Annotated in this window: 9 protein-coding genes; 6 read left to right on the top strand and 3 right to left on the bottom strand. The window is 45.8% G+C overall.

Translation table 11 applies throughout. The annotated features are described in order from the left end of the window. Positions 1-224: 224 nt before the first annotated feature. From GC130_RS20045 to GC130_RS20035, 3 genes are all read right to left on the bottom strand, one after another. A complete protein-coding gene (locus GC130_RS20045) occupies positions 225-2,957 on the bottom strand; it encodes a 4-alpha-glucanotransferase (protein ID WP_152000135.1) in 2,733 nt (910 codons plus the stop codon). Positions 2,958-3,191: 234 nt separating this feature from the next. After that, positions 3,192-4,679, bottom strand: a complete 1,488-nt coding sequence (locus GC130_RS20040) for an MFS transporter (protein WP_152000134.1) — start codon at positions 4,677-4,679, stop codon at positions 3,192-3,194. A 131-nt stretch (positions 4,680-4,810) separates the two neighbouring features. After that, on the bottom strand, positions 4,811-5,833 hold the full coding sequence (locus tag GC130_RS20035) for a LacI family DNA-binding transcriptional regulator (RefSeq protein ID WP_152000133.1): 1,023 nt from the start codon (positions 5,831-5,833) through the stop codon (positions 4,811-4,813). A 212-nt stretch (positions 5,834-6,045) separates the two neighbouring features. Between GC130_RS20035 and fbaA the strand changes: the two genes are divergently transcribed. The 6 genes from fbaA (at position 6,046) to GC130_RS20005 (ending at position 18,568) form a co-directional block, all read left to right on the top strand. Beyond that, complete coding sequence (gene fbaA, locus GC130_RS20030) at positions 6,046-7,110, top strand: class II fructose-bisphosphate aldolase (protein ID WP_152000132.1); 1,065 nt, start codon at positions 6,046-6,048, stop codon at positions 7,108-7,110. A 167-nt stretch (positions 7,111-7,277) separates the two neighbouring features. Further along, positions 7,278-8,993, top strand: coding sequence for an alpha-amylase family protein (locus GC130_RS20025; RefSeq protein WP_226940559.1), 1,716 nt, complete (start codon positions 7,278-7,280; stop codon positions 8,991-8,993). A gap of 5 nt (positions 8,994-8,998) precedes the next feature. Beyond that, positions 8,999-10,675: an alpha-amylase family glycosyl hydrolase gene (locus tag GC130_RS20020; RefSeq protein WP_152000130.1), complete on the top strand. Its 1,677-nt coding sequence runs from the start codon at positions 8,999-9,001 to the stop codon at positions 10,673-10,675. A 159-nt stretch (positions 10,676-10,834) separates the two neighbouring features. Then, positions 10,835-12,658 carry a family 16 glycoside hydrolase gene (locus tag GC130_RS20015; protein ID WP_152000129.1) on the top strand — a complete coding sequence of 608 codons (1,824 nt, stop codon included), beginning with the start codon at positions 10,835-10,837 and terminating at the stop codon, positions 12,656-12,658. A gap of 154 nt (positions 12,659-12,812) precedes the next feature. Further along, entirely contained in the window at positions 12,813-14,783 is a 1,971-nt protein-coding gene (locus GC130_RS20010) for a plastocyanin/azurin family copper-binding protein (protein ID WP_152000128.1), read from the top strand. 806 nt (positions 14,784-15,589) lie between these two features. Continuing rightward, the gene (locus GC130_RS20005) at positions 15,590-18,568 is read left to right on the top strand and encodes a TonB-dependent receptor (RefSeq protein WP_152000127.1); all 2,979 of its coding nucleotides are present in this window, start codon (positions 15,590-15,592) and stop codon (positions 18,566-18,568) included. Positions 18,569-18,584 lie beyond the last annotated feature (16 nt).

Genomic DNA, 18,584 nt, shown 5'->3' with positions numbered 1-18,584 from the left:
TTTAACAAGTTAATGAAACCGCATCGCCCCACCCTGCTTGGTGTTTTCTGCTGAAACAAATTCTTTTAAGTTATTCCAACCCAACTATTGCCTTTTGCCAAATTGGGTAGTTTGAAATAATTTGAATGCCGGAAAGACACCATTGATGCTAAAAAGCCAAAGAACAATCTGACAAGCTAAGAAAAAGAGTTTGAACAAAAGGTACGAGTATTGGCCTTAAAATGCTAGTATGGGCGTATTCTTCCAGATTCGTCAGCAAGTTTTCTTAAATAATTGCTAAAATCACCTTCCTTAAGCAGTTCCTCAAGTGTAAGGTGAAGTCTGTATTTCCAATAATGCTGAGAGTTGGCAGGTACATTAATTCTTTCTTCGCCCGGAGAAGCTCTCCGGAGCCTTTCATCCGTTGCAAGCAAGTCCTGAATTGGGAAAATTGCCCACATTGCGGGTGCTTCCATATGTTGCCGGATAATTTCCGAAGCGATCCATGGCTCGCAGTGAATAGGAGCTTCGCCTGCCTGCTTCAAAATAGAATTGAAGAATCTTTGAACCTCCTGCCTGTCCTCTTCCCACCAGCCTCTCAAAGTAGATGTATCATGACTTGAGGTAGTAGTAACCGACAAGTAAGGGGTTTGAGATGGAGGCCAAAACTCCCAGTCTGGGTTATTGGGCATGCGCTGCACAGCAAGACTGAGAATTTGCAGTTCAGCCATAACGCCCGGAACGCTTTCGGGAACCATACCCAAATCCTCGCCACATATCAACATATTAGTAGCTGCCTTCAGTGCAGGGAGCTTTTCCATGGCCCTGTCTTTCCAAAAATCGTTGTGCCGTTTGTAGAAATAATGAACATACAGCCTGTTCATCACCTCTTTGCTTTGGTCGTCGAGATCTCTGTAGCTATAGGTACTGTGAAATCCAATTCTCGGGTTGAACATACTTGCATCATCAGTCGGCAGGAAAAGCACTTCCGCATGCAGCCTGAAAAGTTGACTTCGCAACCAAATCAAATGCTCATCATCAGCATTGCCGCTCTGCTTTATTTCTTCAATACGAGCACTAAGCGCCCGTTGAGTATTGTATTGCTCCTTAAAACGATACTTACCCTCTTCAAATTCCTCCAGATAAGTCTCCTTTACTTTGCCGCTATGTGTGCCGAAAATCTCTGAGAGCATATAAGCCCTTATATATGGCTCGCAGTACCGCTCTTTGTTAAATTGCAAGCCCCAATTGCCCAACTCGTCAACGCTGAACGGCAAACAGGGGTTAAAGTGCCCGAAAAGCCCTTCCACTGCGTGCATGGGTATTTCCCAAATTCTAAAAAAGCCAAGGATGTGATCGATACGGAATACATCAAAGTAGTCCGCCATTTTCTTTAAACGTTCTTTCCACCAGGCATAGTCATCTTTGGCCATCTCCTCCCAGTTGTAGGTTGGAAAGCCCCAGTTTTGCCCTGTAACAGAAAAATCATCCGGCGGTGCGCCCGCCTGGGAGTCCATGTTGTAGAGCCTGGGTGCTATCCATGCATCCACGCTATTTCGGAATATCCCGATAGGAATATCACCTTTGAGCACCACGCCTTTCTGCCTGGCATAGGCAGTGGCCTCCTTGAGCTGCTTGTCGAGATGAAACTGGATAAAGTAGTGGATGGCAACATCATCATAGTGCTTTTGCCTCGGGTCAGCAAATTTGGCGACTTCCTTTTCAGAATAGACCGAATATTGTGGCCATTGACTAAAGTCAGGCGTGCCAAACCTGTCTCGCAGGCATGAGAATACCGCATAAGGAAGCAACCAGTGTCCATTTTGAGCAAAGAACGTTTTGAATTCCTTACTTTTCAAAACAACCTCTTTGTGTTCAGCATAGGCAAGCTTAAAATACTCAGCTTTGGTATTCATCACTTGCTCATGATCGACATGATCGAGGCGGTTCAGCGCTATTCTCTTTTTATCAAATTCCCTCTGCTTCTTGCCGTCACTGAGCGCTCCCATTGCCTGGAGATTGACATAAATGGGGTGAAGAGCAAAGACTGAAATGCCGGCGTATGGATAAGAGTCTACCCAGGTGTGAGAAGCTATGGTGTCGTTAACAGGAAGTACCTGGATAAGTTTGTTGCCCGTTTTAACAGACCAATCGACCAACTTTTTGATGTCTTCAAACTCACCTACGCCCGTGCCAGACTCTGACCGCAATGAAAAAACGGGAATGGCCACCCCGGCGCCCCGCCAGTTGCCCGACTGGAACCGAAAGTGCTCATCGGCCTGAATAGTAAGCCCGCCTTCTTGCGCCGAAACACTTCGTGGCAGGTAGCGATTCTCACCCCCCTCCCATTCTTCAACTCGTTTGGTTTTCGTATTGTAAAGGACATATTTATACTCAACGGGAAGCTCTTCCAAAGCAAAGTACACATCCAATTCCCATACCGGGAACTGAGCATTACTCATAAGCACCACCTTCCCTTCCTTCCACTCGCCCAGCACTTTGTGGTTTCCTATCACTCCCACCTGGTAGTCTTCCCCAACCCTGGGTAACCTAAGTTGCAGACGGTAAGACAAGCCTTGAGTTCCAAGCGCTTCCTTCTTTGGTGCCCCCTTTTGCCTAAAAAAAGCCTGCATAAAGGGCGAAGTGTTCAATAGATTCTGATCATTAGTCGAAGGCCTCCAGTAGTCCCGCACCTCAACAGTCTTATGCCGACTTGCGTCCACAGCCTGTCTTCGCTTGTTGCCAAATTCCCATTCCGTAGTGCCAAATCTCTCATCAAGCAGGTAGTATTTATAGTCAAAGGATTTACCCTCGGCTTCATCCATTTCAACCGCTATCGACCACTGGTCGCCTCCAGTTGGCACCAAAGGAACAGCCCTGGCCTCATCCCAGGAGCCGAGGCTTTTCGCCGAGCCGCAAATGAAAAGGCGTTGGCCCCAAACCGTTCTGTAGTCAATATTGAACCTTACTTTAATCATACTAATCAAAATATCTGGAACGGCCTCCCGAAGTAAAATGAAACGAATCGACGCACCTTGCTGGCATGTTTCCTTTAGGTAGATCTAAATTATCCCGACGCAATTAAAACATGGAGATCAAGAGCCGCAAATATAAATGGACAAGCCTCATTGTATCACCTTTCTTTGTAAAATATCTAGCCATGGATATTTCAAGGTTGTTTGCTCGGAAGCCCTTTCTATTGCCAAAACAAATCAGTTCTCGTCTTTCACAAGCAGCACCATGACAGCGGCAATAATAAATGAGACTCCCCCGATAATAAGTGCATAAATCGCTTCTCCTTCAAATACCCGTTTCACCAAAAAACCCAACAGGGAGGCGGCACATATTTGCGGGATAACGATGAAGAAGTTGAATATCCCCATGTAGACCCCCATTTTCCTGCCCGGTATAGCGCCTGCAAGAATAGCATAAGGCATCGCCAAAATACTAGCCCAAACCAAGCCAATACCCAAAAAAGGAATAACCAGTAACTCAGGAGATTTTATAAAAGAAATTGAAATAAAACTTACTCCCCCTATCACCAGGGAAATGGTGTGAGTGATTTTTCTCGAGGTTTTACTAGCCAGCCAGATAAGTCCAAAAGCCAGCAAGGCCGCCGCACCATTGTAAACTGAAAACAATACCCCTACCCAGTCAGCTCCATCATTATACAACTGAGACGTTGCATCCGTGGTGCCGTAAACGTGGGAAGTGATGGCCGCTGTGCTGTAAATCCACATAGCGAAAAGAGCAAACCAGGAAAAGAACTGCACGACAGCCAGCTGCTTCATAGTAACAGGCATGTTGTTCAGGTCAGTAATGATGGAGGTCAAACCATTGCTCAGTCCTGATTTTGACATCCACCCCACTATGAGTTCTACAAGGCCAAAAACGATCAGCCCAATTGCCAATATGTATACTTCTTTCTCGGCATTTACATAAGCCAAAGCCAGGGTCAAAGCGATTCCCAGTGCCAGCAAAATCAGTCCCACATTGAGAAAAATTGATACTTTGGTTATCTTTTCTTTTGACTGATCCGAGCTGGCTATCACATCATTTTCAAATTGAGCAAGTTCTTCCGGCGAATACTCCTTTGTCTTCAGCACAGTCCAAATAATTGCCAAAATAAATATGGCTCCACCGATGTAGAAGGAGTATTTAACAGAAGATGGGATAATGCCCTCGGCAGCTGTATTGGGTATTCCAAACCAGTTAGTAAGCACATAGGGAAGTGCGGAAGCAACAACAGCGCCGGTACCTATGAAGAAGCTTTGCGTGGCGAAACCGGTCGTCCGCTGGTCAGGGGGAAGCATGTCGCCAACAAACGCCCGAAAGGGCTCCATGGAAACGTTGATGGATGCATCCATGATCCAGAGCATGCCAGCTGCCATCCACAGAGTAGGTGAGTTGGGCATGATTATGAGTGCCAGAGAAGCCATAATAGCGCCAGCCAGAAAATAAGGTCGTCTTCTACCTAGTCTGGTCCAGGTGTTGTCGCTCATGTGGCCAATAATGGGCTGTATGATCAAACCCGATACCGGCGCAGCGATCCAGAGAATGGGAATATTGTCAATTTCGGCACCGAGTGTTTCAAAGATTCTCGACACGTTGGCATTTTGCAAGGCGAATCCAAATTGGATGCCCAGGAACCCAAAACTCATGTTCCAAATCTGCCAAAAACTAAGACGGGGTTTTTCCATGTTGTTTAAGCAAGTAGGTAAAATCAAAAAAATCCGAAATGCAAACATATCGGATTCGGTTATAATGTTCTGAGCTCAAATTGAAGCCTCCGGAGATAAACAAACGGGATGGTAGTGCGCTTGTTTAAAATCTACCTCATCGAAGACTTCCGAATGATCAGCTTTGTTTTCAACACTTCGGTGCGAGGCACAAACTCATCTTCATCTGCTTCACTTTGCTCGATAAACAGCTGCGCTGCCTTTTGACCCATTTCAAAACCAGGCTGAGATACTGTTGACAGCGATGGTTGCATAAGGGAAGAAATCTCCCAGTCACTAAAGCCAACGATAGCCACGTCTTTTGGAACAGAAACACCTTTGTCACGCAACGCTATCATTGCACCGATCCCCACCATGTCGTTGTTAGCAAATATGCCATCAAACGTCAACTTTTTATCGAAAAGAGTGGCTATTTGGCGACTACCTTCATCGAAGGTTGTCTGCTCACAATGAATAATAAGGTCTTCATTTATTGGCAGGTTGTTCTTTTTCAGGGCTGCCAGATATCCGTCTCTCCTGTTCTTTGTGATATCAAGGTTTTTTGGTCCTTCAAGGTGCACGATCGTTTTGCAGCCTATGCTGATCAAATGCTCGGTGGCCTGAAAAGCACCATCGTAGTCATCCACAATCACACGACTGGTGTTCAACTCTTCACAAACCCGGTCAAAAAAAACAAGGGGAATCCCTCGATCAATAAGATTTCTGAAATGATCGTACGAAACAGTTTCCTTGCTCACTGAAGCAAGAATGCCATCAACCCTACTATTAACCAACGCATTGGTATCGGAAACCTCACGGAGGAACGACTCATTGGTTTGTGAAATAATTACGTTGTAGCCGGCCTTGTAAGCCACATCCTCGATACCACTAATAATGGTAGAAAAAAAGAAGTGGACTATCTCAGGGATGATAACACCAATAGTGTTGGTCTTACTCTTTCGTAAGCTAAGGGCAATCAAATTAGGCTGGTAATTCAGCTTTGCTGCCAACTCGCTAACGGCCTTTTTTGTCTCCTTGCTTATGTCCGGATGGTCTTTTAACGCCCTGGATACTGTAGAGGGAGAAATGTTCAACTCCCTTGCAATGTCTTTAATGGTTACCGGTGGGTTCTTCATTTATAATAAGGTTTATCCGCAAGGCGAAGAGCGAAATTAAAAGTAGGCATCAAATTCTACAAACTTGGCTAAGAAGTTATAAATTTTTCAACTAAAAACCGATTTAGGCTGTTTACCAAGTCTAAACTTAGTTCCCTCTTTGCTTATTTGTCTTTTAGGGATAATTTTGATTTTTCCCTCTGTAAATAACAAATTCAATAAAATATAATACTATGAAATTCAGACCAGGCGTAATATCAGGTGACGAAGTAAAGGAAGTGTTTGACTATGCAAACAAAAACGACTTCGCCCTTCCTGCGGTCAATGTGATCAACACAAACACGGTGAATGCAGTACTTGAAACAGCAAAGGCTGTTAATTCACCCGTTATCATACAGTTCTCCAACGGAGGCTCTTCTTTCTTTGCAGGCAAAAGCCTAAGCAACGACAACCAGTTCGCTGCTATTGCTGGCGGTATTTCAGGCGCTCAGCACGTGCACTTGATGGCAGAAAAATACGGTGTTACAACCATTCTTCACACCGACCATTGTGCCAAAAAACTTTTGCCATGGGTTGACGGACTGCTCGACGCTGGTGAGAAATTTTACGAAACGCACAAAAAGCCTTTGTATAGCAGCCATATGCTCGACCTATCAGAAGAGTCGATTGAAGAGAACATGGAAATAAGCACCAAGTACTTCAAGAGAATGGCAGCAATGGGTATGACACTTGAAATCGAATTGGGTGTGACTGGTGGAGAAGAAGATGGTGTCGACAACTCCGACGTTGACAGCTCGAAGCTTTACACACAGCCCGAAGAAGTCGATTTCGCCTACACTCAGCTAAAAGCCATTTCTGACAACTTCACAGTAGCTGCTGCCTTCGGTAATGTTCACGGCGTATATAAGCCGGGCAACGTGAAGCTGATGCCCGTGATTCTTAAAAACTCCCAGGAATTTATCATCAAAAAGCATGGGACAGGGCCATTGCCGGTCAATTTCGTGTTCCACGGTGGATCCGGGTCAAGCAGAGCTGAAATTCGTGAAGCTATTTCTTACGGAGCCATCAAAATGAACATCGATACCGACATGCAGTGGGCGTATTGGGACGGTGTGAAAGACTACTACAAGAAAAACGAAGGCTACCTGCAGTCGCAGATTGGCAATCCTGAAGGCTCTGACAAGCCGAACAAAAAGTTCTACGACCCAAGAGCCTGGCTCAGAGAAGGTGAAAAAACTTTTGTAGCTCGCCTGAAGCAATCGTTCGAAGACTTGAATTGCATCAATCGTAACGCTTAGTTGCCTTGGTGACTTTCAGGTTATTGGAAGTAGTTAAACTGACGGCAACTGTCGTTGTCTCGTGTTTTCTTATCCAATGCTCAACCCCTGAAAGTCACCAATCTTCTTCCACCCTAGACTCCTCTTTTATGGCTGGTAAATCAGATAAAATAATCGTTTACCAAATAATGACACGGCTTTTTGGTAACAAGGTCAATGCCAACAAGCGGTATGGCAACATTGAGGAAAACGGAGTTGGCAAGATGGCCGACATCAATGCCAAAGCGCTCAAAGAACTAAAGAAATTTGGCGCTACACATATCTGGTATACTGGTGTGCTGGAACATGCCAGCATGTCGGACTACACCTCGATAGGCATTGCGCTTGACGATGTGGATGTTGTAAAGGGCAGAGCAGGCTCGCCTTACGCCATCAAAGACTACTACGACATCAGTCCAGACCTTGCTGTAAACCCAAAAAATAGAAAGAAGGAGTTCCTTGCGCTTGTCGACAGAACGCACAAAGAGGGGCTGAAAGTGCTCATCGACTTTGTGCCGAACCATGTAGCCAGAGGATACTCCTCCGATGCCGCACCCGAAGGTGTAAAAGAATTTGGTGCCGACGACGATGTGTCGGTAGCATTTAAAGCATCTAACAATTTCTACTACGTTCCAGGCCAGCCATTTCAGATTCCGGCGGGGTATGATCCCTTGCCCGGGCATGAGCACCCTACCAAAGACCAGTTCTACATGGAGTCGCCCGCAAAAGCCACGGGGAATGACGTTTTCTCCCCTACTCCATCCATCAACGACTGGTTTGAAACGACAAAACTTAACTATGGGGTTGACTACGTCAATTTCAGAGAAAGACATTTCGATCCTATTCCAGACACCTGGAACAAAATGCTTGAGATTCTGACCTACTGGACTGAACAAGGGGTAGATGGTTTTCGGTGCGACATGGCAGAGATGGTGCCGGTAGAATTTTGGGAATGGGTCATTCCCAAAGTGCAGGCTATCAACCCTGACATCATTTTCATTGCAGAAATTTACAACCCCAACGAATATAGAAACTACATCGAAAAGGGGCATTTTGACTATCTGTACGACAAGGTAGAGCTTTACGATACGCTGCGGCACATCATTGAAGGCAAGGCCAACACCGACCACATTACCACTGTATGGCAAAGACAGGAAGGTATTGCCCAACACATGCTGCGCTTTCTTGAAAACCACGACGAGCAAAGAATCGCCTCTCCTTTTTTTGCTGGCAACGCAAAATACGCTATACCGGCCATGGTACTAACGGCCACCATGCACACGGGGCCAGTCATGGTTTACTTTGGCCAGGAGGTAGGTGAGCCAGCTACCGGCAGTGAAGGATTTTCGGGAGAAGATGGCCGAACAACCATCTTCGATTATTGGGGAGTGCCTAAACACCAGGCATGGATGAATGGTGGTAAGTTTGATAGTGGAAACCTGTCTGCTGAAGAAAAAGAGCTCCGAGAGTTGTATCAGTTTATCCTCTCCTTTTCTTCAAAAGAACCAATCATTGCATCAGGCGGCTTTTACGATCTGCACTATTTCAACCGAAGTGCTGAATTTACAGGGCACAGCAACAACATATTCACATTTTTGCGCCACAACGACAAAAGCGCCTTTCTGATAGCGGTTAGTTTCAACAAGGAAGAAAACGAGCAAGTGCGTCTAAAAATACCGGCAGATGCGCTAACGGCTTTTAATATGCATCAGAAAAAATCGATCACCTTTACTAGCTACCTCGACAAAGGCGAAATGATTTCCATGGCTTCAGATGACCTCGTATCGAAAGACTCGCCCAACGCATTGTCCTTTGAAATAGCTCCGAATTCCTTTAAAATTTATCGGCTAACTGGCAAAAATTAACCCCTATGACCAGACGAATAACTCTTATTTTTCTACTGGCGGGAATCTTCTCTTGCCAAACCCCAAAGAAGGAAGCGTCGGCACCTGAGGAGGTAAAAGCCCCCTTTCTCTGGGGAAACGCTACTGTCTATTTTCTGCTGACAGACCGGTTCAACAATGGCGACACAACCAACGATGTCAATTTTGGCAGAACCGGTGAAACGGCTCCCCTCCGGGGATTCATGGGTGGCGACATCAAAGGTATCAATGCAAAAATATCAGACAACTACTTCTCTGACCTTGGGGTAACTGCACTTTGGTTTACACCTGTTGTCGAGCAAATACACGGATCAGTTGACGAAGGCTTTGGCAACAACTACGGCTTCCATGGCTATTGGGCCAAAGACTGGACGACGCTCGATCCCAACTTCGGCACGAAAGAAGATTTGGCAGCATTGGTCAAGGCTGCCCATGCTAAAGGAATCAGGGTGGTTCTTGACGTGGTACTCAACCACACCGGCCCGGTTACTGAAGCAGATCCAGCCTGGGCGGACTGGGTAAGAACCGAACCACAATGTGTTTATCAGGACTATGAAACAACCGTGTCGTGCACCCTTGTGAAAAATCTACCGGATTTACTAAGCGGAAGCGATGAGAAAGTGGAGCTTCCAGGCCATTTGGTAGAGAAATGGAAAGCTGAAGGGCGTTACGAACAAGAATTAGCCGAGCTCAATGAATTCTTCGAACGAACTGGCTATCCCAGGGCACCTCGATATTACATCATTAAGTGGTTGACCGACTACGTACGGGAATTTGGCGTCGACGGCTTTAGGGTGGACACTGCCAAGCACGTAGAAGAATCGGTTTGGAGCGAGTTGTACAAAGAAGTGGTAATCGCTTTTAATGACTGGAAGCGCTCCCACCCCAATGAGGTGCTCGACGACAATGAGTTTTACATGGTGGGGGAAGTGTACAATTACGGTATCAGCGGTGGTCGCTGGTACGATTTCGGTGACAGAAAAGTTGACTATTTCGACCAGGGGTTCCACAGCCTGATCAATTTCGAATTTAAGTACGATGCCCAAAAAGACTATGAATCAATCTTCAAAAAATACGATACATTGCTCCACACGAGCGTCATTGGCAATGGTACGCTGAACTATTTAAGCTCACACGACGACGGCCAGCCATTCGATGCCACCAGGGAAAGAACCATAGAAGCGGGAACCAAACTCTTACTCACCCCTGGCGCCGCCCAAATTTATTATGGCGACGAATCGGGGCGCCTTCTACAATACGAGGGGGCCTCAGGCGATGCTGTACTTAGATCTTTTATGAACTGGGAACAAATCTCTGACAATGCGAGTATTGGCGACCAGAGTGCACAAAGTATTCTAGACCATTGGCGGAAACTCGGCACTTTCAAGAGAGATCACGTGGCGATTGGCGTGGGTAGGCATGAGCAAATCAGTGAAATGCCTTATGTTTTTTCACGCATTTACAAAGATGGTGTATTAGAAGACCGGGTTGTAATTGCACTTGATGCGGAGCAGGGTGAAAAACTAATTCCGGTTGGTGGAGTTTTTCCCGACGGAACCCAATTAAAAGACTACTATAGTGGCCAAACAGGTGAGGTGAAAAATGGAGAGGTTGCCATTAAGTCTGACTACAATATTGTTTTATTAGGTCCAATAGGCACTTAGTGCTTCCATTTGGCTTGATAGAGATGCCTGCGATTTTCGCCCAAAGGTTGACGGCCAACACCATTCAAACATTAATTCCCGGGAAATTTTGCTCAGTTCTGTTTACTTGCAAGACTATTTGACTGAATCGACCCTCAGTTAGATTAATACTTACTACTTATGAGAATATCGAGATACTTTACGCTAGCCGTTCTAACTGCCTTCTTCTTAACCTCCTGCTCTGATCATTCAGCTGAAGAAAGTGCATCAGTTCAAGTTCCTGATGCCCTTCCTATGAAGCTTATTTCTTTATCCGACTTGTCCGGGTTCACTGATATAGGCAAAGGCTGGGCTATTGCAGGCGAGGTGCTGGCCGTCCCAGGTGGCTTCGAAGCAAAAGCAGGAAGCGGAAGCCTGATAAAAAGCGGCAAAGACTCAGAACAAATCTCCAGCGGTATTAAGCATACTGATTTAGAACTGGAATTTAGCTTTGCTCTATCAGAGGGGGCAGATTTAAAAATAGTTTTACTGGAGCAATACCCACTCATCGTGGCGGAGTTTGCTAACGGACAACAAACCGAAAAGTCTGGCGGAGGCATTCCAGTACGAATTGACAGTACTCAGCGTACAACTGTCAATGCCTTGAAAATGCCCGGCCTGTGGCAAACCGTGAGGATAACCTTCAAAGCACCTCGGTTTGGCAGTGACGGGCAGAAAACTAAAAACGCCGTATTCTCCGAAGTGTATTTAAACGGATTTCTCATTCAATCCGGGGTCGAAGTGAAGGAGGCGATTTTCTCACCCAACAACGAAGAGTCGACTTCTGGCTCATTTATCTTCACTTCGGCAAACAACTCGGTCGCTCTGAAGGACATTAAGTACAAATCCTATGGTCTTGAAAATCTTACATTAAGTGACCTTGAATACTCACTTTATCAAGGCACGTGGGACAAGCTCCCCGACTTTACCACAATGACCCCGGCTAAAACCGGCAAAGTAAATGAGCTATCTATTGTCGGTCTGGCTGACGGTAACGACCACTATGGCGTGATTTTCAAAGGCAATCTCTTGGTTCCAAATTCTGGTGACTACCTTTTTGAAACCTTGATAGATGATGGTGGGGACTTAATCATTGACGAGCAAGTTGTGGTGCACAACGACGGAGAGCCCGGTTTTGGTGCAGTCAAAGGATTAATCACGCTGGAGAAAGGGACACACACCTTTCAAAGTTCGTATTATCAGGATGTGTGGAGCTCCATGCTAATGATATACTACGAGGGCCCGGAAATTTCCCGGCAATCGTTCGGAGTTAACCCTTATGGCGGCACGGGACGAAAGCCGGAGCCAATGGTTGTTGAGCCGGCTACTGAGCCCCGGCTTGTGAGAAGTTTTCTTGAGTACAAAAACACCCGAAAAACTCATCCAATATCTGTAGTCACCAATAAAAAAATCAATTATTCGTATGACTTGCTAAATGGAGCCCTCATCAAGGGGTGGAAAGGCGCTTACGCCGACGCTAGTGAAATGTGGCGAGGCCGTGGTGAGCCCCAGCTTTTGAAACCGCTCAACTTTAGCATCGACTTTTCCGACCAGGTTCCGGTAGCCCGACTAGTGGCACCTGGCGACAAGTGGCCCTTAGAAGCCCAGGAAGGTTTTAAGGTGCTTGGTTACGACATCAACGAAGGCGGCTACCCAGTTATTCGCTACGAAATGAACGAGCTCAAAATTGAGGATACAGCACGGCCCTCTGACGACCTGCAAGGTATTACAAGAGAGATCACCTTTGAAAATCCTGGCTCCAACGGACTCAATTGGTTCCAAATTGCTTCTGGAAAAAGTATCTACCAATTGTCAAATGGCTGGTACTGGGTAGACGGAAGCTATTACATTATTGTAGGTGAAAAAGCTGACATTAATGTAGTCAACAGGTTCGACAAGGAGCTCTTAGTTCAACTGCCCGGGACTTCAGACAAATCGACCCTCACCTATTCTATCGTTTGGTAATTGACTTGCATCCAACATTATGAAATAGCCATAAGGAATACACACCCGAACAAAAATGAATATGCCATCTAGAAGCTAAATCTTCTCTTTCAAACGGATTCAGCTATTCCCGCTTCGGCGGGCCGATCTGGCCTCTAAAAATAAATTTATACAGATGAAATTTAAAAACACAACTTCACATATACTTCTTATACTGTTTATTGGATTGTCTGTTAGTGTACAAGCCCAAACGGATATCCAAAAAAAGGAGGCCGCTCATTTTATCATCTCAAAAGTCCCCATTCCAGCAGATATCGTACTGGAAGTTGGTGGTCTGGCTTTTGATAACGGTGGGAAGCTAGGTGTTAGCACCAGACGAGGCGACATATGGCTGATTGAAAACCCGTCCGGCAGCAATCCAATATTTAAAAAATATGCCACGGGATTGCATGAGCCTTTGGGGCTGGCTTTCAGAGACGGTATTTTCTACACAGCTCAAAGAGGCGAATTAACCAGGTTGTCTGACATTAATAAAGACGGAAAGGCCGACAGATACGAAACTATTTACAGCTGGCCGCTTGCTGCCAATTACCATGAATACTCTTATGGCCCTCTGATCTTGCCAAATGGCGACATGATAGTAACGCTCAACCTTGGTTGGGTTGGTCGTGGTGCCAGTCTTTCAAAATGGCATGGATGGATGGTGAAAATTACTCCTGACGGAAAAATGACTCCCATTGCTGTGGGTATGCGTTCTCCGGCTGGCTTCAACGTCAACGCAGAGGGAGACATCTTCTATGCGGAAAATCAAGGTGACTGGGTGGGCTCAGGTAGAATGACACATATTGAGTCCGGAGATTTTGTTGGGCACCCCGAAGGCCTCAAGTGGTCTGGGGAAAAAGGCTCCCCCATCAGCCTCAAAATGGAGGACATCGTAGATACCCTTGGCTACACCCTGCATGAATATGCCCAGATTGTTCCTGAGATGAAAGCTCCGAGTGTTTGGTTTCCTCACACGCTGATGGGCATCTCTACTTCGGACATTCTGCTAATCGACAACGACAATTTTGGGCCATTCAAAAATCAGTTTCTTGTTGGCGACCAGGGGCATAGCAAAATCATGAGGATATATCAGGAGAAAGTAAATGGCCAATATCAGGGCGTTTGCTTTCCTTTTAGGGAAGGGTTTTCATCTGGTATTCTTCGAATGCAATGGTCACCGAAAAGAGATATCATTTATGTAGGAATGACGAGCAGGGGCTGGTCATCAACAGGACAGGACAACTTCGGGCTGGAAAAACTTCAGTACACCGGAAAGCTTCCATTTGAGATGAAGACTATTCGAGCGTTGGAAGACGGTTTTAGTATTGAATTCACCGAGAAAGTGGATCTCGCCACAGCTTCCAATCCGTCTAATTACTCAGTTCAGGATTTTACGTATCTGTACCATCACAACTATGGCAGCCCTGTAACCGATCTTCAAAAAAGAAACATAACCAGTGTGGAAGTTAGCTCCGACCAGCTAAGAGTGAAGCTGGTGATTGATCAGATAAGAGACGGGTATATATATGAAGTGAAGCCCGCAGGTGTGAAAAACAGTAAAGGCGAAACCCTGCTACACAATACCGGCTACTACACCATGAACAATGTGCCTGGCAGGGTAAGGGGAAGTGACGAATCGGCCGATCATTCCGGACACACGGCGTCAACGGCTGGCACCGCCAACGTGACAAGCAGCAAACGGGTAGTTGAGATGCCGGCTTCCTGGACTAACGGGCCAGACCAGACCGTTGTGTTGGAGCCTGTTCCCGGCCTCAAGTTTGATCAATCTGAAATAACCGTAAAGGCCGGAAGTAAGATCAAAATGGAATTCAATAACCCGGACGACATGCTCCACAACGTGGTTATTGTAAAGCCGGGCGCTGCCGACAAAATTGCTCAGTTGGCCATAGACCTTGGTCTGGAGGGACAAAATAAAGCCTATGTTCCAGACGCAGAAGAAGTTCTTTATCACACCAAACTGATAGGCCCGGGCGAAAAGGATGTTATTTACTTCGAAGCACCAACTACCCCAGGCAGATACACCTACGTGTGTACCTTCCCAGGTCATGCTGCCAGCATGAGAGGTATATTAATTGTTGAATAGAACACATTTGGTAACACTGGCCAGCCAACATCTCCACCTCCTTTGTCCGCCTAAACTATTCGCCAGGTAGATGAAGGAGGTCGATCCAACCCTTCCAATCACCAGCACATAACCTGTGATAACCATCGGCAGCGTCATATGCAGACAATCTTACGCAAATCAATGGCGTACCTCATTTTGGATCAAGCAATATTTCTGGGGATTTTTTTTGCGAGAGTATCTTGTCATTACGTAAAAGAAGCAAAAGGTCCAAGCCTATCCGACTGGAGAAGCCCGGCCGGGCGAGACGCATTCAACCAGTTTTGCTTCTTTAATGCTTATGGTTCGCCAAATGGTACAGCGTGATTTAAGCGTCTTGCTCCCCAGGTTTTCCGCTTGATCCCTCATTTTCAAATATCTGCTGCTCGCACTGTCCGAATTCCCCTCCATTGAGGGCTTGAAAGCTAGAAAATTGAGCTTTTCCAAACGAATCAAAACCACCTTTGAGAATTACTCAACAAAGTACAAGTTCTATTGCCAATTATACTTTTCCAAGATTTGACAGCGTTTTTACGAAAACGTTTTCGCAAACGATTACATTATTACAATGACAACAAAAACGTTTTTGTTTGAATCTTTTTAGCCTTATATTTTAGCTAAATTGATTTTTTTTAAGAAAATTGTAAGGATTTTCACCCGTCTAAAAAGGACTATCGCAACATTTGCTCTTCATGTTTTTACATGTGCAGCTATATTTCGGCAGTCCGAAACGGACGAGTAGATCACTTTAAACAAGTTTTACCAAACAACTATTAAACTACATTTTTATGAGACAACGACTACTGAAGTACGTTTTCCCTGTAGTTTGTCTTGTAGCGCTGACTTTTGGTCAGGCGCTTGCACAAGACAGGCAAGTCAGTGGAAAGGTAACAGATGCGGAATCCGGAGAGGGTTTGCCGGGTGTTAACATTTTGGAGGCTGGTACCTCCAATGGTACAGTCACAGACATTAATGGAAATTACACCATTAGTGTAGGTGCAAATGCTTCTATTTCTTTTTCTTTTGTTGGCTACACCCCCCAGGTTATTGCCGTGGGTTCCAGAGCAGTAATTGATGCTGCCCTTGAACTTGACGTTCAGTCACTTAGTGAAGTGGTAGTGGTGGGCTACGGTACTCAGGACAAAAAAGAGATCACCAGTTCAGTTACCAGTGTAAAAGCCGAAGACTTTAACAAGGGAACAGTAAACAGCCCCGCTCAGCTTCTACAGGGTAAAGTAGCTGGTTTGAACGTGGTAAGACCTGGTGGTGACCCCAACGGAGGCTTTAAAATCCGTCTTAGAGGTGTGTCCACAGTGGGTGCCAATGCGGAACCACTTGTTGTTATCGACGGTGTAATTGGCGGTTCGCTGAACACAGTGGATCCTAACGACATTGCCTCTATCGATGTATTGAAAGACGGGTCTGCTGCAGCAATCTACGGAACAAGGGGTTCCAGTGGCGTGATTCTTATTACTACTAAAACTGGTAAGGCTGGTAAAGTGTCAGTTGAGTACAACGGATCCATTGCCATGGAAAACGTTGCCAGAACAATCCCAGTAATGGATGCCGCTGAATACAAGAAAATTCCTGGTGCCATCGACCTTGGCTCGGACACTGATTGGCTCGATATCCTTACGAGAACAGCCTATTCCCAAGTGCACAACTTGTCACTTGGCGGAGGAACAAGCAGCACTACCTACCGTGCCTCGTTGAACGTGCGTGATGCAGAAGGTGTTGGTATCAACTCCGGTTTCCAGCAACTCAACGGTAGATTGAACCTTACTCAAAAGGCATTGAATGACAAGGCAGTTTTCACGGTGAACATTTCCTCCACTTCCAAGGATGCAACCTACGGAGACGCCAACTCATTCCGTTATGGTATTATCACCAACCCAACAATGCCTATCTACGACAATACAACAACCAGCCCAACCGCTGGAGGTAACTTTGCCGGGTATGCTGAAAGAGACATTTTCGATTGGTACAACCCATTGTCTATTGCTGAGCAGAATATTCACGATGGCAAAGACACTCGCCTGTTGACGAGCATCCGTGGTGAATACAATTTCACAAGCAACTTTAGAACGGCCGTGTTCTACTCCCGCCAGTGGGAAAGTGATTGGAGAGGTAATTATTCTCCTAAAACTGCCAAGTTTGGTGGTGGATTTGGTAGATCTGGTCTGGCTGATATCTCACGCAACGATAGGTTCAACGAACTTTTCGAAACAACAGTTAACTACGATATCACTGCTGGTGATGCCAACATCGCCCTATTGGGTGGTTATTCTTATCAGGACTTCCAGAACGAAGGTAACTTCATGCAAGGTGGCAACTTCCTGACTGATGCTTTTACCTACAATAACATGGGAGCTGCGCTTGATTTTGCCAATGGACTTGGTACCATCTCAAGTTACAAGAACTCCAACAAGCTGGTGGCGTTTTTTGGCAGGGCCAATATGAACTATCAGGGTACCTACTTCCTTTCTGCCAGTGCTCGTTATGAAGGCTCTACCAGGTTCGGTGCTAACAACAAGTGGGGCTTGTTCCCAGCCGTGAGCGGTGGTGTTACATTGTCGAACCTGTTCGATCTTCCTGGCGTTAACAGCTTGAAATTCAGAGCTAGCTGGGGTATCACAGGTAACCAGCCTGGCTCATCCTATGCGTCGCTTCAGAGATTCGGGCGTCAGGGCAACTTCTTTATCGACGGTGCATACGTACCTTCTTACGGCCCGGTATCCAACGCCAACCCTGATCTGGCCTGGGAAACTAAAAATGAAATCGACTTCGGTTTAGATTTTGCTGCCCTTGATAGCAGATTGACCGGTACATTGGACTTCTACAAGAGAAATACAAAAGACCTGATCTTGCAGGTAACAGTGCCTGTTCCGCCGAATTTGTTCGGTAGCACGCTTGTAAACATTGGTGAATTGGAGAACATCGGCTTCGAAGCAGCATTCAACTATGCGGCGGTAAACACCTCAGATTTTAGCTGGACACCTGGCATCAACTTTTCTACCTTCAGCACTACGGTGGTTAGTTTGACTTCTGGAGACTTGAGCTTTGGTAGTGGTGGCGTTCTTTACAGAGCGAATATGGGTTCTCCAGGACAGAATGCTACTAACCTCGTTCGAGTAAAAGAAGGTGAGAAGCTAGGTCAACTTTGGGGCCCTGTTCAAGTGGGTATTCTTGACAATGGAACACCAGAGTTCAAAGACATCGACGGCGACGGGACATTTTGTGACTGCGACGACGACAGAACTGTTGTTGGTAATGGCCTGCCAGATTTCACTTTCGGATTCAACAACTCGTTCACCTACAAAAACTTTGATATAAACTTATTCTTCAGAGGTGCTGTGGGCCATGAGCTTTACAATTCCTACAGAGGTTTTTATGAAAACACTCAGGGTACTACAACAGACAACTACAATGTGGTGAACACCAAGTACTTTGATCCAGAAATCAAAGATGCCAAAGTGAACAGCAGCCATGTGGAGAAAGCGGACTTTATCAAATTGGACAACGCTACGGTTGGTTACAGGGTCAACCTGGCCCCTGGAAGTGCTTTTAGCAACTTCAGGGTTTACTTATCAGCACAAAACCCATTTGTTGTGACGGGTTATACAGGCATTGATCCTGAAGTAAGATTTGTTGACTCGTTTGACGACTCGAATGATGGCAATGATGATCCTTTGGCTCCCGGTGTTGAAAGAAGGGTAACATACTTCACCACTCGTGTATTTACTTTCGGCATCAATCTTGGATTCTAAACTTTAAAGAATTAAA

The organism is Imperialibacter sp. EC-SDR9 (genome assembly GCF_902498805.1).
In the GTDB taxonomy this organism is placed as follows: Bacteria; Bacteroidota; Bacteroidia; order Cytophagales; family Cyclobacteriaceae; genus Imperialibacter.
Note: the sequence above shows the minus strand (reverse complement) of the source record. Positions and strands in the feature narration are given on the sequence as shown.